The sequence below is a fragment of the Serratia nematodiphila DZ0503SBS1 genome (assembly GCF_000738675.1).
Classification (GTDB): domain Bacteria; phylum Pseudomonadota; class Gammaproteobacteria; order Enterobacterales; family Enterobacteriaceae; genus Serratia; species Serratia nematodiphila.
On sequence record NZ_JPUX01000001.1, the window covers coordinates 276,801 to 297,629 of the forward strand.

At 58.5% G+C, this 20,829-nt stretch carries 20 protein-coding genes and 1 pseudogene; 18 read left to right on the forward strand and 3 right to left on the reverse strand.

All coding sequences use genetic code 11. The features are described from left to right. The first annotated feature begins 44 nt into the window (after window positions 1-44). The 11 genes and pseudogenes from JL05_RS01255 to JL05_RS01305 all read left to right on the forward strand — a co-directional run. Window positions 45-2,630, forward strand: coding sequence for an outer membrane usher protein (locus JL05_RS01255; protein WP_033631443.1), 2,586 nt, complete (start codon window positions 45-47; stop codon window positions 2,628-2,630). 77 nt (window positions 2,631-2,707) lie between these two features. Next, window positions 2,708-3,514 carry a fimbria/pilus periplasmic chaperone gene (locus JL05_RS01260; RefSeq protein WP_081877825.1) on the forward strand — a complete coding sequence of 269 codons (807 nt, stop codon included), beginning with the start codon at window positions 2,708-2,710 and terminating at the stop codon, window positions 3,512-3,514. Between the two features lie 52 nt (window positions 3,515-3,566). Beyond that, the gene (locus tag JL05_RS01265) at window positions 3,567-4,232 is read left to right on the forward strand and encodes a fimbrial protein (RefSeq protein ID WP_139182605.1); all 666 of its coding nucleotides are present in this window, start codon (window positions 3,567-3,569) and stop codon (window positions 4,230-4,232) included. Window positions 4,233-4,242: 10 nt separating this feature from the next. Continuing rightward, window positions 4,243-4,734 carry a fimbrial protein gene (locus tag JL05_RS01270; protein WP_033633520.1) on the forward strand — a complete coding sequence of 164 codons (492 nt, stop codon included), beginning with the start codon at window positions 4,243-4,245 and terminating at the stop codon, window positions 4,732-4,734. A 12-nt stretch (window positions 4,735-4,746) separates the two neighbouring features. Then, complete coding sequence (locus JL05_RS01275) at window positions 4,747-5,247, forward strand: fimbrial protein (protein ID WP_050501213.1); 501 nt, start codon at window positions 4,747-4,749, stop codon at window positions 5,245-5,247. A gap of 10 nt (window positions 5,248-5,257) precedes the next feature. After that, window positions 5,258-5,833, forward strand: a complete 576-nt coding sequence (locus tag JL05_RS01280; RefSeq protein WP_050501214.1) for a fimbrial protein — start codon at window positions 5,258-5,260, stop codon at window positions 5,831-5,833. A gap of 41 nt (window positions 5,834-5,874) precedes the next feature. Continuing rightward, a complete protein-coding gene (locus tag JL05_RS24575) occupies window positions 5,875-6,492 on the forward strand; it encodes a reverse transcriptase domain-containing protein (protein WP_072010079.1) in 618 nt (205 codons plus the stop codon). 362 nt (window positions 6,493-6,854) lie between these two features. After that, entirely contained in the window at window positions 6,855-7,346 is a 492-nt protein-coding gene (locus tag JL05_RS25915; RefSeq protein WP_490409126.1) for an MrpH family fimbial adhesin, read from the forward strand. 415 nt (window positions 7,347-7,761) lie between these two features. Then, complete coding sequence (istA, locus tag JL05_RS01295; RefSeq protein WP_033631445.1) at window positions 7,762-8,784, forward strand: IS21 family transposase; 1,023 nt, start codon at window positions 7,762-7,764, stop codon at window positions 8,782-8,784. After that, the gene (gene istB / locus JL05_RS01300; protein ID WP_032666787.1) at window positions 8,781-9,563 is read left to right on the forward strand and encodes an IS21-like element ISSen3 family helper ATPase IstB; all 783 of its coding nucleotides are present in this window, start codon (window positions 8,781-8,783) and stop codon (window positions 9,561-9,563) included. The genes istA and istB overlap by 4 nt, the downstream gene beginning before the upstream one ends. 1,079 nt (window positions 9,564-10,642) lie before the next feature. After that, window positions 10,643-11,123 (forward strand): annotated as a pseudogene (locus JL05_RS01305) (IS5 family transposase); the annotation flags it as partial. A 346-nt stretch (window positions 11,124-11,469) separates the two neighbouring features. On the opposite strand, the gene JL05_RS01310 reads toward JL05_RS01305, so the two are convergent. Together JL05_RS01310 and JL05_RS01315 are read right to left on the reverse strand one after the other, a co-directional pair. After that, on the reverse strand, window positions 11,470-11,808 hold the full coding sequence (locus tag JL05_RS01310) for a colicin E1 family microcin immunity protein (protein WP_004934067.1): 339 nt from the start codon (window positions 11,806-11,808) through the stop codon (window positions 11,470-11,472). A 199-nt stretch (window positions 11,809-12,007) separates the two neighbouring features. Then, window positions 12,008-12,910 carry a LysR family transcriptional regulator gene (locus JL05_RS01315; RefSeq protein WP_031299766.1) on the reverse strand — a complete coding sequence of 301 codons (903 nt, stop codon included), beginning with the start codon at window positions 12,908-12,910 and terminating at the stop codon, window positions 12,008-12,010. Window positions 12,911-13,050: 140 nt separating this feature from the next. Here JL05_RS01315 and JL05_RS01320 point away from each other — a divergent pair, with 140 nt between their 5' ends. The 7 genes from JL05_RS01320 (at window position 13,051) to JL05_RS01350 (ending at window position 19,673) form a co-directional block, all read left to right on the forward strand. After that, on the forward strand, window positions 13,051-14,586 hold the full coding sequence (locus JL05_RS01320) for an MFS transporter (protein WP_033631448.1): 1,536 nt from the start codon (window positions 13,051-13,053) through the stop codon (window positions 14,584-14,586). Between the two features lie 41 nt (window positions 14,587-14,627). Next, on the forward strand, window positions 14,628-15,671 hold the full coding sequence (locus tag JL05_RS01325) for an HlyD family secretion protein (protein WP_004934076.1): 1,044 nt from the start codon (window positions 14,628-14,630) through the stop codon (window positions 15,669-15,671). Beyond that, complete coding sequence (locus JL05_RS01330; RefSeq protein ID WP_033631449.1) at window positions 15,668-17,113, forward strand: efflux transporter outer membrane subunit; 1,446 nt, start codon at window positions 15,668-15,670, stop codon at window positions 17,111-17,113. The genes JL05_RS01325 and JL05_RS01330 overlap by 4 nt, the downstream gene beginning before the upstream one ends. Continuing rightward, entirely contained in the window at window positions 17,094-17,867 is a 774-nt protein-coding gene (locus JL05_RS01335; RefSeq protein ID WP_004934080.1) for a siderophore-interacting protein, read from the forward strand. The genes JL05_RS01330 and JL05_RS01335 overlap by 20 nt, the downstream gene beginning before the upstream one ends. 21 nt (window positions 17,868-17,888) lie before the next feature. Further along, the gene (locus JL05_RS01340) at window positions 17,889-18,332 is read left to right on the forward strand and encodes a universal stress protein (RefSeq protein WP_015376224.1); all 444 of its coding nucleotides are present in this window, start codon (window positions 17,889-17,891) and stop codon (window positions 18,330-18,332) included. 71 nt (window positions 18,333-18,403) lie between these two features. Next, window positions 18,404-18,916, forward strand: coding sequence for an Mpo1 family 2-hydroxy fatty acid dioxygenase (locus tag JL05_RS01345; protein WP_033631450.1), 513 nt, complete (start codon window positions 18,404-18,406; stop codon window positions 18,914-18,916). Between the two features lies 1 nt (window position 18,917). Then, the gene (locus JL05_RS01350; protein WP_033631451.1) at window positions 18,918-19,673 is read left to right on the forward strand and encodes a nucleotidyltransferase domain-containing protein; all 756 of its coding nucleotides are present in this window, start codon (window positions 18,918-18,920) and stop codon (window positions 19,671-19,673) included. A 20-nt stretch (window positions 19,674-19,693) separates the two neighbouring features. Here JL05_RS01350 and JL05_RS01355 read toward each other — a convergent pair whose 3' ends face one another. Next, window positions 19,694-20,794 carry an alkene reductase gene (locus tag JL05_RS01355; RefSeq protein WP_004934091.1) on the reverse strand — a complete coding sequence of 367 codons (1,101 nt, stop codon included), beginning with the start codon at window positions 20,792-20,794 and terminating at the stop codon, window positions 19,694-19,696. Window positions 20,795-20,829: the final 35 nt, after the last annotated feature.

Sequence of the window (20,829 nt, forward strand, 5' to 3'; positions counted from 1 at the left end):
TTCGCTTCGCGCAATGGATTTATTTATACTAATAAGGTAATGGCATGGAGTTTTCTTCGCTTGGAAAAATTGCGCCTCTGCATTCGTTAGGATTTTTTATTTCCCTTGCGCTGGGTACTTCAGTGATAAGCGCCCATGCTGCCGATAATATTCAGTTCAATACAGATGTACTGGATGTCAACGATCGGAAAAACATCGATCTGAGCCAATTCTCGCGCAGTGGCTACATTATGCCGGGGACCTACGGCATGGTGGTGCACGTTAATAAGAATGGTTTGCAGGAGCAACAGATCGCATTTTATGCGCCTGAGGGGGACCCAAACGGCAGTCGCGCCTGCCTCAACCCCGAATTGGTGCAACAACTAGGATTTAAACCCGGCGTGCTGAAAGACCTGACCTGGTGGCGCGAGGGAGAGTGTCTTAACGAGACCAGCGTACAGGGAATGGAAGTGCGTGGCGATCTGCCCACGTCCTCTCTTTACCTGAGCATTCCTCAGGCTTATTTGGAGTACAGCGACGAGAACTGGGATCCGCCGTCTCGCTGGGATGAGGGCATTCCAGGGTTGCTCTTCGATTACAACGTCAACGCACGTAGTCAGCATCAGCAGCGGGACGGATCGCGTGGTTATAGCCTCAGCGGCAACGGTACGGCGGGTGCCAACCTGGGGGCATGGCGTTTGCGTGCCGATTGGCAGGCAAATCTTGACCATCAGACAGGGAGCGGACAACCGACCAATAAGCAACTGGACTGGAGCCGGTATTACGCCTATCGGGCAATACCGGCGCTGCGCTCGAAGCTGACGCTGGGTGAAAACTATCTGGACTCAGGTATGTTCGACAGCTTCCGCTTCACCGGGGCGAGCCTGGTATCGGACGACAGCATGCTGCCCCCTAGTCTGCGCGGTTATGCGCCGGAAGTGGTGGGGGTAGCGAAAACGAACGCCAAAGTGGTTATCAGCCAGCAGGGACGTGTGCTGTCCGAGACCACGGTTGCTGCAGGGCCATTTCGCATTCAGGACATCAACGATGCGGTCAGCGGCGAGCTGAACGTCCGGGTGGAAGAGCAGGACGGTGGCGTGCAGGAGTTTGTGGTGAATACCGCGAATATCCCCTATCTGACACGGCCAGGTTCGGTGCGCTTCAAGCTGGCGACGGGTAAACCGTCAGACTGGCAGCACCATTCGCGTGGCCCACTGTTCGGCACCGGCGAATTTTCCTGGGGTGTCAGCAACGGTTGGTCGCTGTATGGCGGTGTGCTGGCGGGCGGCGACTACAACGCGCTGTCATTGGGTATCGGCCGTGACCTGATGGCGTTGGGAGCACTGTCATTTGACGCCACCCAGTCGCGGGCGCGGTTGCCACAGGAAGAGGGCACGTTGAGCGGCGGTTCGTATCGCCTCAGTTACTCAAAGAACTTCGACGAATACGATAGCCAGGTAACCTTTGCCGGCTATCGCTTCTCAGAGCAGAACTTTATGAGCATGAGCGAGTATCTGGACGCGCGTTATTACGGTACCCGAACGGGGAATGGCAAGGAGATGTACACCATTACCTTCAACAAGCACTTTCGCGACTGGGGGCTGAGCACCTATCTCAATTACAGCCACGAGACGTATTGGGACCGGCCGGCCAACGACCGCTACAACCTGACGTTGTCGCGTTATTTCGACGTGGGCCGGTTCCGCAACCTGAGCCTATCGCTGTCGGCGTACCGTAATGAATACAACGGGACGAAAGACGATGGGGCCTACCTTTCACTGTCGATGCCGTGGGGGGATAACTCGACGGTGAGCTACAACACCACGGTGAACCGCGACGACACCACGCATCAGGTGGGCTATTACGACCGGATTGATGAGCATAACAACTACCAGTTGCGGGCCGGCAGTTCGCGCAGCGGGGTGAATGTGAACGGGTATTACAACCATGAAGGCGATAAGGCGCGTATGAGCGCTAACGCCAGTTATCAGGAAAACCGTTACAGCGCCTTCGGGATGTCGATGCAGGGCGGCATGACGATGACGGCGAACGGCGGGGCGCTGCATCGGGCCGGGGTGCCGGGCGGCACCCGCATGCTGATTGACACGCAGGGGGTGGCGGACGTGCCGGTGCGGGGCTATGGCAACACCACCAACACCAATGCCTGGGGCAAGGCGGTCATCGGGGACGTGAACAGCTATTACCGCAACAGGGCGAGTATCGATGTGAACAAACTCGGTGATAACGCCGAAGCCACGAAGTCGGTGGTGCAGGCCACGCTCACCGAAGGCGCTATCGGTTACCGCCAGTTCGACGTGATTGCCGGCGAGAAGGCGATGGCGGTCATCAAACTGGCCGACGGCAGTGAACCCCCATTCGGCGCCACGGTGATGAACGCCCGCAAGCAGGAGACGGGTATCGTCAATGACGGCGGCAGTGTTTACCTGAGCGGCCTTAACGCCGGCGATGCCATGACGGTGCACTGGAACGGCGGCGCGCAGTGTGAGGTGCGCATGCCAACGCCGCTGCCGGCAGATATGCTGATGAATACGCTGCTGTTGCCGTGTCATCCGCTGGGGGCGCGCACAGAGCCTGACGCGCGGACGCAGGGCGTGCCAGTGGTTGCGCCCGAGCCGGAACCGGCTTCGTAACTGCTGCGCCGAGGGATAACACGGCGTGCAGATTTAACCCAAATGCTATGAGGGCCGCTACGGCCAGGAATGAAAACATGCGAAAGAGCGAATTGAACATTAAACAACATCACGAGGGCCGTCCGGTTGCGTCCAGGCGGAAAAAGGCCCTGACGACGGCGGCAGTGGCCGGTGCCCTGCTCGCGGCCTTGTTGGCCCAGCAGGCTCAGGCGGCGATAGCGCTGGACCGCACGCGGATTATTTTCGATGGTAGCCAAAAATCGGTGAGCCTGAGCGTCAGCAACCAAAACAAGCAATTGCCTTACCTGGCGCAGGGCTGGATTGAAGACGACAAGGGCAACAAAATCCAGAGCCCCCTCACGGTACTGCCGCCGGTTCAGCGCATCGAGCCGGGCAAACCGAGCCAGGTGAAAATCCAGGCACTGCCGGTGGCGAAGGCGCTGCCGCAGGATCGCGAGACGGTCTATTACTTCAACCTGCGGGAAATTCCGCCGAAGAGCACCAAGCCGAATACGCTGCAAATTGCGTTGCAGACACGTATCAAGCTGTTCTACCGCCCGGCCGCCATTGCGATGGACAAAAATGCGCCGCCGCCGCAGGAACAGCTGACCCTGAGCAAACAAGGCAACAAGTATGTGGTCAACAATCCGACGGCGTATTACGTCACGCTGGTTGATGCCGCCACCAAAAAAGACGGTGCGGGGATCAAAAACTTCGAGCCGATGATGGTGCCGCCAAAGGGCAATTTGCCGTTGACGGTGAGTGCGACTGAGGCAGGTAACAGCCCGGTGCTGACCTACGTTAACGACTATGGCGGCCGGCCGCAGCTGAGCTTCAGTTGCTCTGGCAGCACATGCACGGTGATACCGGCGAAGAAAGCGTAGCAGAGCACGGTCTTGCGGTGCGTGCACCGGTCAAGCGAAGGGAGACAAGAATATGGGCATGACACATGAGACGGGCAGACACCGACGGGGCCTGTGTGGAGCGATTGAGCTGAAGTATTACGGCGCGTTGTTCGGATTGATGCTGATGGCCCCGATAACGCTGGGGACAGCGGTGTGGTTGTTGCCACCGGCGCAGGCTGCGGTGGACAACTGGGATGTTGAAGGCGCCAACGGCACCCTGTACGTTCATGGGGCGTTAACCGAGAGCGCATGTCGGCTGGAGATGACCAGCGCCCACCAGGATATCGCACTCGGTGAGACGGGGGCGGGGCGCCTGAGAACGGTTGGCGCGCGCGGCGAACCGATTCGATTCGAGCTGCGTTTGGAGGATTGTCTGCGAAGCCCGGCCGGTAGCCGCGATGAGCGTACCGGCGGCCTGACCTGGGCGGACAATCAGCCGGCGGTAACGGTGAGTTTCCGTGCGACGCGTGACGCCGATAACCCGCAGTTGGTGAAGGTGCAGGGCGTCTCGGGGCTCGGGTTGCGTATGGAAAACGCGCAAGGTGAAGACGTTCGCCTGGGCAGCCGTGGCCAGCCGCTGTTGCTGACGCCGGGGCAGAATACGCTAAGCTACACGATAACCCCGGAACGCACTCCCGCCACTCTGATGGCAGGCAGCTATCGGGCCGTAGTGGATTTTCATCTGAGCTATGACTGAGGCGGCCGCAATGAATGGGATCGTAACGCTGCCGAGAGCGCTGGCAGGTGTGCTGACGGCCTTGCCGATGCTGGTTTTTGCAGCCCCCTCGGCCACGGTCACCGTCAAGGTCACCGTGGTGGCACCACCGCCTTGCGTGATAAACGATGGCCGGCCGATTGAAGTGGAGTTCGGCGATGTGATGACCACCCGGGTGGATGGCGACAATTACAAGATGCCGGTCAATTACACGCTGTCGTGCACCGGGGACACCGCGAATGCGATGAAACTGCAGATAAAAGGCAATGGTGCCGCGTTTGACGCGAAGGTGTTGCAGACCAATAAAACCGGGCTGGGTATAGAACTGCGTCAGGGCGGCAACAAACTGGCAGTCAACAAGTGGCTACATTTCAGCTACCCAAACAAGCCAGAATTGTGGGCGATCCCGGTGAAACAAGTTGGTACGACCCTGACGGGAGGGGAGTTTAGCGCAGGGGCCACAATGGCCGTGGATTACCAGTAACGGGAGAGGAGTATGTGCAGAACACTAAAAGTCCTGTTGCTGAGCTGTGGCCTGATAGGGGGCGTTGCCCCGGTGCAGGCAAAGGACGGTGAAGCAGACATGACGTTTCACGGCACCCTGATAGAGCCGCCGCCCTGCACCATCAACGACGGTAACCAGGTGGAGGTCGATTTCGGCGAGCGGGTAGGCATCAATAAAGTAGATGGCGAGAATTACCGGCAGGGATTGAACTACCAAATCACCTGTGACAGCGCCGCTGGCGGTAGTTGGGCGTTAACGTTAAGCCTGAAAGGCAGTGCGGCAGGGTTCGACCGTGAAGCCTTACTGACGAACAAAGGCAGTCTCGGTATTCGGGTGTACCAGAACGATAAACCCTTCACTCCAAATAGCACGATGAAGATAAACCTGGCCAACCCGCCGCGCTTGGAGGCGGTACCGATAAAACAAGCGGGCGCCACGCTGACCGAAGGGACCTTTGAGGCCTGGGCCACGCTGCGTGCCGACTATGAATAAGGAGCGTGACATGAAAAGGAAATCGGACTGGTGGCAGCACACTGGGGAGGTGCATTCTCGGGTGGCCGCTCTGTTGTTGGTACCGATGTTGATGGCCGCGCCGCTATCGGCCCTAGCCGCTGGTGACAATAACCTGTACCTGCATGGCGCTCTGGTCGCGGAGCCCTGCGTAATACCGCCGGGTGATGAAGAAATCACGCTGGATTTTGGCACCATCATCGACAAGTACCTGTACCTGAACACGCGCACTTTGGGGCAAGCATTCGAGATACACTTGGAGGAATGCGACCTGACGCTGGGCAAGACGGTGAGCGTAACCTTTACCGGTACGGAAAACCGCTCCTTGCCGGGCCTGCTGGCCATTGGTGGCGGCAGTGAGGCCACGGGGATTGCAATCGGGTTTGAGACGCCGTCGGCTAAACCCCTTCCGCTCAATACCCAGAGTGACAAGTCCCTGTTGCAAGACGGGGGTAACATCATTGCGCTGAGAGCTTATGTCCAAGGCGAGCCCTTAGCGATAGCCGACAAGACGATTGGTCGGGGTGCGTTCAGTGCAGTTGCCACCTTTAACCTGGAATATGAGTAAGGACATCAAACCGGCAGTGATAAACACCCAGACTGAAAATAGTGCCGCGCAGGACTGGGATAGGGCGTATCCGGGGTTATTCCCGGCATATCTTAAAGCATCAGGTAGTAGGGCAATTACATTGGCATATCGAGGATGCGGTTTGCCGGAGCTTATACCTGCAATGGCTTTATTACAGCATTGAAGACGGCGGTGAAATACATACCCCTGAAAAAGGTATTTGTCGCGGCAGCGCACTGAGTCCGCTGGTTGGCGGCAGTATATTGCGGCATGTTGACCATTATTTTTCGACGCGCGAGGAACTGTTGTACGCCCGGTATATGGATGACTTTGTTTTCTTCACCAAAACGCGTTGGCATTTACGTAAAACGATCAAATCGTTGTATGAGTTTTTCGATTTGGGTGGTTTTGATATTCACCTGGATAAAACACAACTGGGGAAAATTGAAAATGGCTTTGACTGGCTGGGGAAATGGTATGCCCCCGAAGGGCCCCGGATAGCCCCGAGAGCAATAGAGAACCATCGGGCACATATTGCACGGCTTTATGAGCAGGCACGTTTGAGGAAGCTGTCGAAGGCAGAGACCGATAACCGTGTGCGGAAATATGAAATCCGGTGGATGACATGGGCAAAGCACCACCTGATGAAAGCAGGGTGATTGCCTGTATTATCAAAAAATGTATAGGAAATACCATGCGATTACTTCGTCCCGCCACTCTTACGCTCCTCCTCGGTACTACATCATCCGTGTGTTCAGCGCCCTACCCAGTGGTCACGTCCATGCAGACTACCATTACAAGTCCTACCTCCGCAAACTACTATGTTGTGTATGAAGTCCGCGATGTTCCTAGCGCTGAACAAATGGTACCGCCCGGGTGGCTGGTTGGGTCGGCCCACCGTCACGACGCGTTCCCCGGTGGAAGTGACATTGCAGCCATGCCGACTTGGTCCGAGATGTGCCGCGACGTTGCAATTTGTACTACGATCGCCGTACCGGGGGACACTATGTCTTCCGCCGCCATGCGCGCATTCTCGTCGATTGGGCCCTCGGCGTCGGGGATAGTGGGACATGGTGGGAAGGGGAACGGGGGGGAGTGTGTTGGGTTCATCGCAATTCCGCGCGGAAACGCCCCATGGTCCCAAGCGATCTATCCGCCCGGGTCCTGTGTGTACGCGCCACCCGGCCGTGAGTGGTGCGAATTCGTGACTCCGGGAGTCGTACTCGACCACGGGACCATATCAGTTGGGGACACAGCACCATCCCAAGTGACGGCATCCGTTCCTGTCAACTGTACGGCGCCCATGACCATACGCCTCTCGCTGGGCTCGGATGTACTCGCCCTCGGTAAAGGGGTCGAGAGTCGTGTCTCAGTACCGGAGGCGGGGGGCGGGGGTAAAGTGGTGCTCCATGCTGGCGACAATCCAATAACACTGCAAAGTGACCTGTCCCTCACGGGGGCGGATGCCGGGACGTACAGCGCCGCGACTGTCCTGTATATCCAATACCTATAGTGGATGATCGAGGCCCTGTGCCGTAGTGCGACAGGGACTCTCATGGTTGTACAGTCCGCCGACCAATCGATGCGCAGGTGCGAACGGATTGCTGGCCGATGTCCTGACCAGGGCGCTCCGCGCGCGTATGACCCTGATCCCGCCGCATTCTCGGTGTCGCACATGCATGCGTCGTTCTACACATGCGTAAAAACTGGTCGAGATACCGTCTTCTGAACTAGAGTGGCGGCATACGGATGACGAAAACCTACCGGTGAGAGGGGCTGGGTTGCTGACCTCAGCATTAGTGGATCAAATCTCGGGTCATTGCTGGCACCATAAGAGCTTCGTGTCACTAACGGTGCGAAAGTGATCCATATCCGACGCCTGAAATCAGATCCAGGGGTTAATCTGCTCTCCTGATTCGGGAGAGCTTATGGTCACTTTTGAGACAGTTATGGAAATTAAAATCCTGCACAAGCAGGGTATGAGCAGTTGGGCGATCGCCAGGGAACTGGGTATCTCCCGTAACACCGTAAAGCGTTATTTGCGGGCGCAGTCTGAGCCGCCGAAATACACGCCACGTCCTGCCGTCGCTTCACTTCTGGATGAATACCGAGACTATGTTCGCCAGCGAATCGCTGATGCTCACCCTTATAAAATCTCGGCGACGGTTATCGCCCGCGAGATCATGGCGCAGGGCTATCGTGGTGGCATGACCATCCTGAGAGAGTTCATACGTTCACTCGCCACACCTCAGGAACAAGAGTCTGTTATCCGCTTCGAAACCGAGCCCGGACGGCAGATGCAGGTTGACTGGGGTACCATGCGTAACAGCAAATCGCCGCTTCACGTATTCGTTGCCGTTCTGGGATACAGTCGAATGCTGTACATCGAGTTCACTGACAACATGCGTTACGACACGCTGGAAGCCTGCCACCGCAATGCGTTCAGCTTCTTCGGCGGTGTGCCGCAGGAAGTGCTGTACGACAATATGAAAACAGTGGTACTGCAGCGTGACGCATACCAGACCGGCCAGCACCGGTTCCATCCATCTCTCTGGCAGTTCGGCAAAGAGATGGGCTTCTCCCCACGGCTGTGTCGTCCCTTCAGGGCACAGACTAAAGGCAAGGTGGAGCGGATGGTGCAGTACACCCGCAACAGCTTCTACATCCCGCTAATGACGCGCCTGCGCCCGATGGGGATCACCGTTGACGTTGAAACAGCCAACCGCTACGGCCTGCGCTGGTTGCACGATGTAGCGAACCAACGGAAACATGAAACTATCCAGACCCGCCCCTGTGATCGCTGGATCGAGGAACAGCAGTCCATGCTGGCCCTGCCGCCGGAGAAAAAACAGTATGACGTGCAGGTAGACGAAAGCCTGGTGACCTTCGACAGACAGCCACTGCATCATCCGCTGTCTATCTATGATACGTTCAGCAGAGGAGTCGCATGATGGTCGAGCTGCAACATCAACGGCTGATGGTACTTGCTGAACAGTTGCAACTGGACAGCCTTATCAGTGCTGCCCCTGCGCTGTCACAACAGGCTGTGGATCAGGAATGGAGCTATATGGACTTCCTGGAGCATCTGCTTCATGAGGAAAAACTGGCGCGCCATCAGCGTAAACAGGCGATGTACACCCGGATGGCGGCCTTCCCGGCGGTGAAAACGTTCGAAGAGTATGACTTCACCTTCGCCACCGGCGCACCACAGAAGCAAATCCAGTCGCTGCGTTCACTCAGCTTCATCGAGCGCAACGAAAACATCGTGTTGCTGGGGCCGTCTGGTGTGGGGAAAACGCACCTGGCGATAGCCATGGGCTACGAAGCGGTACGGGCGGGTATCAAGGTACGCTTCACAACAGCAGCGGATCTGTTGCTTCAGCTGTCTACAGCGCAACGCCAGGGCCGCTATAAAACAACGCTTCACCGTGGCGTGATGGCGCCGAAACTGCTCATCATCGATGAAATAGGCTATCTGCCGTTCAGCCAGGAAGAAGCAAAACTGTTCTTCCAGGTCATCGCCAAACGTTACGAGAAGAGCGCGATGATCCTGACATCTAACCTGCCGTTCGGGCAGTGGGATCAAACGTTCGCCGGTGATGCGGCGCTAACATCCGCGATGCTGGACCGGATCTTACACCACTCACATGTTGTTCAGATCAAAGGAGAGAGCTATCGACTTAAACAGAAAAGAAAGGCCGGGGTTATCGCTGAAGCTAATCCTGAGTAAAACGGTGGATCAATATTAGGCCGTCGGTGGAGATGTAAGTGGATCACTTTTTACCCGTTGTTGACAGCTTCGCTGGCACGCTTGCGCGAAAGGATCGGGGATTTAAAAGGTCCGACATGGTGCCAGCGAAGGACAAATCTATTTTGGGCTACGGTTCAGCCGCAGTTCGTTCATAATGCTCAGGGATGAGGGCTGGCGCGACGAGCGCCAACGTATTTACCGTCATTACTGTGGGATACATCTGTAGTTGCGTCTCAAAAGGCCGCGCCGCAGTAAAGTCTGCGGCGACGACGACAGCCACAGGGCTTATATCTGAACCTCCGCCTTGGGCATAGTTTTGCTGGTGCGTTGTTTTTCGGGCGCAGACTGCGGCACTGGATTTGGGGAAAAATGCTGGACGGTGGGTGATGAAAGAGGCATCAAGTCGACTTTTCACGTCCATGAACACCGAGGAACAACTCTATGATGGAGTCCTTCAACGGCTGGCTGAGGCCCACAACGTCTTAACGGGAAGTGGTTCGTGCTCTGGTTCTTCCAACGGTGCAAATTGAGGCTAGGCGCATAACACTATAATCAGAGTCGTCCCCATTCTGCACTGGACTGTATACCACCCTCCGAATTTGCCGGTTGCCATTATATGCAGCCAGACTGAAGCCGGTTATTCCTGATTATGAATGGATCACATACATGGAGCGGGTCAGGGCACATGCATTCTATTTTGTTAATTCGTCGCCATTTTTCTTTTGACTATGTTTGTGCGTGAGTCCGGCGTCGGGACGGTTTGTCATGCTAAGCGCCCGTTCGACAGATTCAGAAGGGTGATGTTTTGGTGCTCAGTGACGCATAGCGATCTCCTCGTAATCATATCCCGAAGCTCCCTAAAAGTGAACGGTAATGCATAGTTTGAACTAACTCTTAACTGTGTAATTGCATGATTTATTGAGAGAAAGATTAATGATGACTACTGTGACGTGTTTTTCGATAAATCTTTTTTATGTCCGTACGGCTTTGTTGAATAAATCGAACTTTTAGATGATTGACGGATCTGAACGCTACAGTTGTTTTAGCCTCAGGTCCCTATGGCAAAGCAAAAGTTTAAAATCACCAACTGGCCAGATTACAACAACGCACTCAGGCAGCGCGGTTCTCTAACAGTCTGCCATTGCCGCATGGGTTGACAGTGCACAGCGTGAAGGTCGTGGCCGACCGCTTCACTACACTGATATGGCTATTACCACGGCCCTGATGATGAAGCGCGTATTCAACTTGTCGCTTCGGGCTTTACAGGGCTTTGTTGACTCGATTTTTAAACTGATGGTTTTGCCGTTACGCTGCCCGGATTATTCTCTGGTCAGCAAACGGGCAAAGAGCATCGGCATAAAAACACCAACCCGTGGTGAAATCTCGCATTTGGTCATTGATACTACCGGTCTGAAGGTCTATGGCGAAGGCGAATGGAAAGCCAGGCAGCATGAGTCTGACAGACGAAGGGTGTGGCGCAAGCTTCATCTGGCCGCAGACAGTGCAACGCACGAGATTACCTGTGCCGATTTATCGCTCATCCCGGAGGGAACCATCCTGTCGCCTCACTTTGATTTATTCAACAAAGCCTGTCCGTACCGATTTGTAGAAGTTGAGTATAAATTGTTCATGGTGGTGTTTGCGTATAGCATGGTGTATAAAATTAAATTCCTTAATAAAAAATATATTATATATGAACGATATAGGTGTTGTTTTTTACTCCTGTGATCTTCCGCCAATCAATATCTCCCAACCTCCTCTGTGATTGTCGGCTCCGGTAGAGTGAGTTTGCTTCTTTCGCTTTGTGTTAGTGCAGCTTGCGTGGGTAGAAGAAACGTTCATGAAGAAGGACTATGAGGCAGTAAGCCGTTGACGTAAAAACCGCTTACGCGGCCTTTTTATTTCTGAGAAACAGGGCAAGCAGATACAGGGCGCCCAGCGGCAGGGCCATGACATAACAGAATGCATAATACAGGATCAGCACGCCATTTTTGCCTATGGTATCGGCGAACAGTCCGCGGTGCCAAAATTCTTCACTCGTGAACTGCAGGGCGGCCGTTTCAGTGCCTTTTTTAGCACAGGGATACAGTAAAAAGCTCAGGATGGAGAGGATCAACGAAAGTGCGATATTCACCATGTCCTGGAAAGAATAGATGTAATAAAGCGCGATAAAAAAGTAAGTCACGCCCCACGCCTGACTTTTCCAATAATACACTTTGGTCATTTTCGCCTCCCTGCGCATGAGTTCCTTTCTGTTTCGTGCTTGGCGAAATGGAACATCGATGCCATTGCCCGCGCCGCTCGGTTTACCCAAGACGTCTGAGTATGCGCAGGGCTTCGGCAAAATGCCATATTACCGGCTTATCTGGCAGGCGCATTTGGGTTCTGCCGCGAGCGTCTCTTCTCCCCAACCCCTAACCCCCTCACTCCCTCTGCAAAAAGAACTGCTTGATGGTCTGCCGCAGCCAGCGGTGCGCCGGATCGCGATCCAGGCGCGGGTGCCAGGCCTGCACGATAAACACCGACTCCAGCTCGAGCGGCAGCTCGATCTCCGCCAACGGCAGGTGGATGTTGCTCACCCCTTGCAGCACATGGCGCGGCAGCGGCAGGATAAAGTCCGATTTCATGGTCAGCATCATCGCCGAATGGAAGCCCGGCAGGGTCAGAGCGACGTTGCGCTGCAGGCCGAGATCGCGCAGCGCGTCGTCGATCGGCCCCTGCGTGCGCCCACGGCGGGAGACGCTGATATGCGGGTAATGAGTCAGGGTTTCGGGCGTTACCCGGCCGATAATTGGGTGCCCAGGGCGCACCAGCGCCTGAAAGGTGCTGGTGAACAGGCTCTGCGTCTTGATTTCCGGGTGCCAGTCGCGCGAGGAACCGATCACCAGATCCACCTTGCCGCTGCGCAGCGCGTCATCTTCGCCGTCGCTTTCAGCGATAAACTTCAGGCCGCTTAACGGCGCCATGTCCCGCAGCGTCTCCAGCAAGCCGCCCGCCAGCGCGCCGATAAAAATGTCGTTGGCGCGAATGGTGAAGGTTCTGGTCAGCTTGCCGGGTTCGAACGCATCATTCGGCGCGATCAGCGCGGCGGCCTGCTCGATGATCTCGCCGAGCTGGCGTTTCAACTCTAGCGCGCGCGGCGTCGGCACCAGATGCTTGCCGGCTCTGACCATGATCGGGTCGTCGAACTGCCGGCGGATGCGCCCCAGAATGCGGCTCATCGCCGGCGCGCTCAGATTCATCTTCTCGGCGGCGCCGCTCACGCTCCCTTCTTCCAGCAGCAGATTCAGCGCATAGATCAGGTTGAAATCAATTTTTTGCGGCATGGCCTCTCCGGTGGTGGTGCGCTCAATGGATTGCGTTTTGTGCAACTAGTTAATTACATCATTTCATTTTAAACAATCGAAATAAGTCCGGATACTGCCCACGACAACAAAGATTGAGGCTGAAACAGCAGGAGTGGGGAATGGTTGAGGTGTCTGTTACGCCGCACCACAAAAATCGGTGGCTCGCCAGCGCCGGCGAAATCAACGGCCGCACCTGGCTGGGGTTGTTCGGCGTGTTTTTGGCGGTGATGGCCAGCGGCGTGGGGGAAAACGCCAGCAAGTTCGCGCTGGCGGATATACAGGGCGGCATGCTGCTGAGTTTCGATGCCGGCAGTTGGCTGACCACCTGTTACGTTACCGGCTTTGTGATCGGTTCCGGGTTCACACCCTGTTTTTGGCCGACCTTTTCGCTGCGCCGGGTGGCGTTGACGATGTGCGGCATTTACCTGGCCGGCGGGCTGCTGACGCCCTGGTTGGGAGAACCGTATGGCGTGCTGCTGGCGGTGCGCAGCCTGCAGGGCTTCGCCGGCGGCGCGTTGCCGCCGATGCTGATGACGGTGGTGCTGCGTTTTATGCCGCCGCTGATCAAGGTGTTGGGGCTGGGCGCCTACGGCTGGGTCTCGGCCTGGAGCGCTACGCTGGGCGCCACCGCCGCCGCTTTCGCCTTTCACTGGGGTTGGAGCGGGTACTTCTACTGGAACCTGCCGCTGATGGCGATTGCCGCTGTATGTATCGGCTACGGTCTGCCGCAGGATCCGCTGCGGCTGGAGCGCCTGCGGCAGTTCAACTGGCGCGGCCTGCTGCTCGGCGGCATGGCGCTCGGCATGCTGACGGTGGGCATCTCACAGGGGGAGCGGCTCGACTGGCTGAACTCGCCACTGATCTACGTTTTATTGTTGGGCGGCGGCGGATTATTGGCGTTATTTCTGATTAACGAATGGTATCACCCGCTGCCTTTTTTCAATTTGCAGCTATTAAGCAAAAGGAATTTGTCCTTCTCCTTAATTACGCTGGGTGGCGTGCTGTTAATTATGGTGTCGCTGGTCAATATTACGTCGGGATATTTATCCGCGATTCAGGGCTACCGTCAGGAACAAACTTCCGACTTAATGCTGTGGGTGGCGTTGCCGCAATTAATTACGCTGCCGATTGTCGCCATTATTTGCAATACGCCGCGGGTGGATTGCCGCTGGGTGCTGGCGATCAGCCTGCTGTTGATGGCCACCGCTTGCGTGCTGGCCGCCCAGCTGACGCCAGAATGGAACGGCGACACGTTTCGCGTTATCGCGCTGTTGCAGGCGGTCGCGCAACCGATGGCGATCATCCCTCTGCTGATGCAGGCGACCGGTGGGCTGTTGCCGACCGACGGGCCGTTTGCGGCGGCCTGGTTTAACGCGGTGAAGGGCTTCGCCGCCACCGCGGCCGGCGGCGCCATCGCGCTGCTCAGCCGACAGCGCGGAGACTATCACGCCGGCACGATCGCCGACGGTTTTGGCTCGGCCTACAGCAGCGCATCGGGGTCGGCGGAGCAGCTGGCGCAGCTTGCCGCCCGGCAGGGCCACGTGCTGGCCAGCGCCGATCTTTATCTGTTGGTTGCCGGCCTGGCGTTATTACTGACCGCGCTGATTTTAGTTATGCCGACCCGTATTTATCCGCCGCGTTCGGTCGCCGCCTGACATTTTATCATCAGAAATAAATATTAAGTGGAGTCACTTTTATGGCTAACAAAAAAGTCGCCGTCGCCGTATTGGCGGTTACCGTCATTACGCTGGGGTTATTAATGAATAAGTTTTTTATTAAAGAGACACAGCAGAATACCAACGACGCCTATATTCGCGCCGATATCTCGCGTATTTCTCCGCAGATTGCCGGTGAAATTGCGCAGGTGTTGGTCAGGGACAACCAGTGGGTTAAACAGGGGGAGTTGCTGGCGGTGATCGACCCGCGTGAATTCAACGTTGCCCTTGCGCAGGCGACGGCGCAGGAACAATCCGCCCGCGCCCGGCAGGACGACGCCAGGGCCAACCTCACCCGGCAGAGCGCGCTGATCGCCGCCGCGCTGGCGGAGCGGCAGGCGGCGCAGGCGGAGCTGGCGTTTGCGCGCCAGGAGCAGAACCGCTACCAGAGAATGGCCAGCAGCGGCGCGGGGTCGCAGCAGGCGGCGCAGCAGGCGACAACGCGCGTGCACACGCTTTCCGCCAACGTGGCGCAGGCGGAGGCGACGCTCAAAGCGGCGCGAAACATGGAGCAGGTGCTGCAGGCCAAGCTGGCGGACAGCGATGCCGAGCTGATGCTGGCGCAGGCCAAGAAAGCGATGGCCGAACTGAACCTGTCTTACACCCGCATCACCGCACCGATCGGCGGCGTGATTGGCAAGAAAAGCCTGCGGGTCGGGGAGTTCGTCAAACCGGGCGATGCGCTGCTGGCCATCGTGCCGCAGGACAAGCTGTACATCATCGCCAACTACCAGGAAACCCAGCTGGAAAACATTGCGCACGGGCAGTCGGTAGACATCCATATCGATACCTTTCCCGGCCAAACGCTGAAAGGGCAGGTGGACAGCATCGCGCCGGCTTCCGGCGTCAGCTTCGCGGCCGTGGCGCCGGAGAACGCCACCGGCAACTTCACCAAGATCGTGCAGCGCATCCCGGTGAAAATTGTATTTGATATCAACAAAGAGCATGCCGCCTTGTTGAGCGCCCTGCGCGTTGGCATGTCTGCGGACGTCAGCATCAATACGCTTGACGGAGGCCTGCAATGAACAGAGCCGTGATCCCGCTGCTGTTGATGGCGCTGAGCGGCTGCCGGGCGGTAGGGCCGGACTACGCTCGGCCGCAGAGCGCGCTGCCCGAGAGCTGGGGTGAGCAGGCCGGCGGCGGGGCGCTGCCGGTGGCCTGGTGGTCGATATTCAACGATGCGCCGCTGTCGCAGCTGGTGCAGCGCGTGGCGGCCGGCAACCTGGATCTGCAGCTCGCCACGGCGCGCCTGCAGCAGAGCCGCGCCCTGCTGGGCGCGACAGAGGCGGCGCTGATGCCGGATCTGAGCCTGGACGGCGCCTATCAGCGCCAGCGCGCCACCTCGGTGGGCAGCATGGATCCGTCCGGCAACGGCGGAGAGGCGGATTACAACCTCTGGCGCGGCGGTTTCAGCGCCGCCTGGGAGCTGGACATGTGGGGCAAGCTGCGCCGCGCCTCGGAAAGCGCGCGCGCCGGCTTCGCCGCTTCGCAGGAGAATCGGCGCGCGCTGCTGACGTCGGTGACGGCGGAGGTGGCGAGCGACTATCTGCGCCTGCGCGCCACGCAGCAGCAGCTGGCGGTGGCGCAGGAAAACCGTGCTACGGCGCTGCGCACGCTGCAGCTGACGCAAAGCCGCTATCAAAGCGGCGCGGGCAACGAACTGGATATCGATCAGGCGCAGGTGCAGTTGGCGCAGGTGGATGCCCTGCTGCCGACGTTGGCCGACCGGCAAGAACGGCTGATTAACGCCATCGGCCTGTTGTTGGGCGAGCGGCCGGGCGCGCTGAACGCGATGCTGTCGCCGCCGGGGCCGCTGCCGACGCTGGCGCGCGCGGTGCCGATGGGGGTGCCGTCGGATCTGGCGCTGCGCAGGCCGGATATTCGCGAAGCGGCGGCGCGTTTGCATCAGGCGACCGCCGAGATCGGCGTCGCCACCGCCGACTACTACCCGCGCATCTCGCTGACCGGCAACGCGGGCTACCAGGCATTGGCCTTGTCGGATATGGGCAGTTGGTCCACGCATACCTTCGCTATCGGCCCCGCCCTGTATCTGCCGTTGTTCGACGGAGGGAAAATCACCCAGCGGGTGCGCCTGAGCGAATATCGCCAGCAGGAAATGGCCATCGCCTACCAGCAAACGGTGCTGCGCGCCTGGCACGAGATCGACGACGCGCTTTCCGGCTATCGCGCCCAACAGCGCCGCCAGACGCACCTGGCCGAGGCGCTGGCCGCCAACCGGCACGCGTTTGCGCTGGCGCGCGACAGCTATCTGAACGGCGCCAGCGATTTTATCCACGTTCTGAGCACGCAGCGCGCGCTGCTGGATCTGCAGTCCGCGCAAATTGTTTCAGAGGAGGAGACGGCGATCGCCGTGGTGAATATCTATCGAGCGCTGGGCGGCGGCTGGGAACTCACCTACCCGTCTGCGGCGCCACAGGAGAAGGCTGATGCACAACACGCTGAATAAGATTGTCGACGAGATGCTGGAAAGGGACACCCGCCGCAAACGGGAGGCCCGGGTGAGCGCCGTGCGGCAAGTCACCGCTCGGATCAGGCGCATCACGTTGAGCGGCGACGATGTGGATAAGTTTATCGCCGATCCGCGCGCGCAGGAGCCGGCCAGCTGGGTCAAGGTGTTCTTCCCGTGGCGCGATACGCTGGCCGGGCGGGCCTACACCCTGAGCGGCATCGACAAACTCGCTCGCACCTTCGATATCGACATGGTGCTGCACGGCGAAGGTCCGGCGTCGAACTGGGCGCGCGACGCGATGCCGGGCGACAAGCTGGGGTTCGCCGGCCCTTGCTCCGGCGGCTTTCGGCTGTTGCCGCAAACTCGCTGGCTGCTGTTGCTAGGTGATGAGACCGCGCTGCCCGCCATGCGCACTATTCTCGCCTCGCTCTCCGCCCCGTTGCCGGTGCTGTGGTTCGCCGAGGTGGGCGATGCGCAGGAGATCCAGGACGTCGATTGCTCCTTTTTGCAGGTGAACAGCTGGCAAATCCGCACCCGACATTTCGACAGCGTGATGAACAGCCCGCTGGTGCAGGCCGTCAGCCATTGCGAGCTGCCGGCCGGCGAAGGACAGGTGTGGTTGGCCTGCGAGCACCAGGTCGCCGCCTATCTGAAGGCGCGTTTTATCAACGAAATGGGCATTTCCCGCGCCGCCTTGTTTGCCAAAGGTTATTGGAAAAAGGGCGAAGCCAATTTCAAGGGCGCGATTTAACTCGGGCGAGTGAGGATGGTTATGATTGAGAGAGTGTTATTGGCGGTGGACTGCTTTGAACACAGCGGCAACGCCCTGGAATTTATGGCGCGCCTGCAAGGCAGCATCGGCGGCGTAATTGTGCTGACGGTGGTGGACAATGCCTTCACGCTCAGCCGCAGCGGCCTGCGTTTCGACAGCGATGAGCGCGAGGAGTATCCCGCCGCCCAACGGGAAGAAGCGCTGGCGGAAAAGCAGGTCGGGCAGGTGACGCGGGCGCTGAAACAGCAGGGCTTCAATGCCCAGGGCTTGCTGGCCGCGGGGTCGCCCATCGAGGTGATCCCGGAACAGATGGCGCTGTTCAACTGCGATCTGTTGATCATCTCGCACCGCCACCTGTCTTCGTTGGGGCGCTGGCTGAACGCTTCCGTCACGCGTGGCCTGCTGGATGAGATCGGTCAACCGGTATTGGTGATCCCGCGCTAAGCTATGGGTAAGGGCAGCCGCATGCGGCTGCGCGCGTTCGGCGACGAAGGCCGCACATACCGGAGGTCAACATGCGAAGTCTGGAAGATCACCTTGCCGCTTATGCCGCCTATCACCGCGATGCGCGCAATATCGCCACGCATTTTATCGGTATCCCCCTGATCGTCATCAGCCTGCTGGCGCTGCTCTCCCGGCCGGCGTGGGGCGCGGGAGGGCTGCCATTTTCGCCGGCCTGCGCGGCGGTTATCGTCTCGGCGCTCTATTACCTGCGGCTGAACCTGCGCCTTGGCATCATGATGCTGGCGTTGCTGCTGCTGTGCCTCGTGTTCGGCGCCTGGGTGGCGTCGCTGTCGACGGCGGCGTGGTTGAGCATCGGCATCGGCGGCTTCGTCATCGGCTGGCTGTTTCAGTTTGTCGGGCATTTCTGGGAGGGGCGAAAACCGGCGTTTATGGACGACGTGACGGGCCTTATCATCGGCCCGCTGTTCGTGCTGGCGGAAGCCTGCTTCCTGGCCGGTGGGCTGCGCGAACTGCAGCGGAACATCGAACTGCGAGCGGGCAAAGTGCGCAGCGGGAGGGGATGAGGTGGCGTTGATTCCCACGGTGACGGCATTTCCGCTGCAGCAGGCCTTTATCCCGCTGCTGGAGGCGCTGACGGCGGGGCTGCCGCGCCAATTCCCGGCGCTCATCCACAGCATTTACCTCTACGGCAGCGTCGCGCGCGGCGAAGCCCTTCCCGGCGTGTCCGATCTGGACATCACGCTGTTGCTCATCAAGCCGGCCGATAGCGGGGCGTTGCAGCGCCTTGAGGCGTGGCGGCAAGCCTTTCAGCTGGAGCAGCGGATCGTGAGCAAGGTCGACTTTGACATCGGCAGCGTTGATGAAGCGTTGGCGCCGGAGCATCACGATTCCTGGGGATTTTGGCTGAAGCATCACTGCCGATGCCTGTGGGGCGAAGACGTGTCCGCCGCTTTTTCGCTGTTTCGTCCCGATCGGCGCATCGCGCTGGCGGTCAATGCTGATTTACGGCCCGCGTTGGCGCGTTATCGGGAGCAACTGCTGCAGGCAAGGACGGTATCGGATGAGAGGCGCTTAAAGCGCGAAGCGGCCAGAAAGCTGATCCGCGCCACCAATATGTTGCGCGCCGAGGGGAGCCCGTTCTGGCCGATAACGCTAACCGACTATGCCGAACAGCTGTTGGCGCTTTATGCAGAGCAGCGCGATGAAATGGACTATTGGTTAGCGCACGCGGCAGGGGAGGCGAATGACGCGGATTTTAGCGACAGAATGATGCAATTTCTTGACTGGATCGAAGCACAGAAAAAAATAACGCCGGCTTGAGCCGGCGTTGTCGGCGATCGTTACCCGATCGCCGGGTAATCGGTGTAGCCTTCCCGGCTGCCGCCGAAGAATTTCTCTTTAATGGGCGCATTCAGCGCCAGCCCGTGTTGCAGGCGGTGAGGCAGATCCGGGTTGGCGATGAACGGGCGGCCGAAGCCGATCAGATCCGCCCAGCCTTTGGCCAGCGCTTCTTCAGCGCGTTCACGCGTGTATTTGCCCGAGTAAATCAGCGTGCCGCGGAAAATCAGGCGCAGTGATTCTTTGAACGCCGCCGGCATCACCGGGGCGTCATCCCAGTCCGCTTCGGCGATGTGAATGTAAGCGGCGCCGATATCGTTCAGCACGCTGGCCGCCGCCAGATAGGTGGCTTCCGGGGTGTCGTCCTGCGAGCCCATCAGGGTGGTCAGCGGCGCCAGACGCACGCCCAGTTTCTCTTTGCCGATGGCGTCCGCTACCGCCTGCGCCACTTCCCGCAGGAAACGCAGGCGATTTTGCAGTGAACCGCCGTATTCGTCGTCGCGCTGGTTTTCCCGCGAGTCGATAAACTGATTGATCAGATAGCCATTCGCGCCGTGCAGCTCTACGCCGTCGAAACCGGCGGCGATGGCGTTGCGGGCCGCCTGAGCGTAGTCATTGACGATCGCCGGAATTTCTTCCCGCGTTAAGGCGCGCGGTGCGGAGTGTTGCACCATTTCACCCACGCCATGTTCCGGCCCGCGGCCTTCGACATCCACAAATACCTTGACCCCATCGGCCTGGATGGCGGAGGAGGAGACCGGCGCGGCGTGGCCAGGCTGTAGAATGGTATGCGACACGCGGCCGACGTGCCAAAGCTGCGCGAAGATCTTGCCGCCGGCCTGATGTACGGCGTCGGTGACTTTTTTCCAACCGGCGATGTGTTCCGGGGTGTAAATGCCGGGCGTCCAGGCATAACCCTGGCCTTGCTGGCTAATCTGCGTGCCTTCGCTGACGATCAGCCCGGCGCTGGCGCGCTGGGCATAATATTCAGCCATCATGTCGGTGGCGACGTCGCCGGCGCCGGCCCGAGAGCGGGTCATGGGCGGCATGACGATGCGATTGTTCAGCGATAAACCGTTTAAAGAATACGAGTCAAAAAGCATAGCGCTTCCCTCTGTGTGAATGGGGCCGTAGGGCA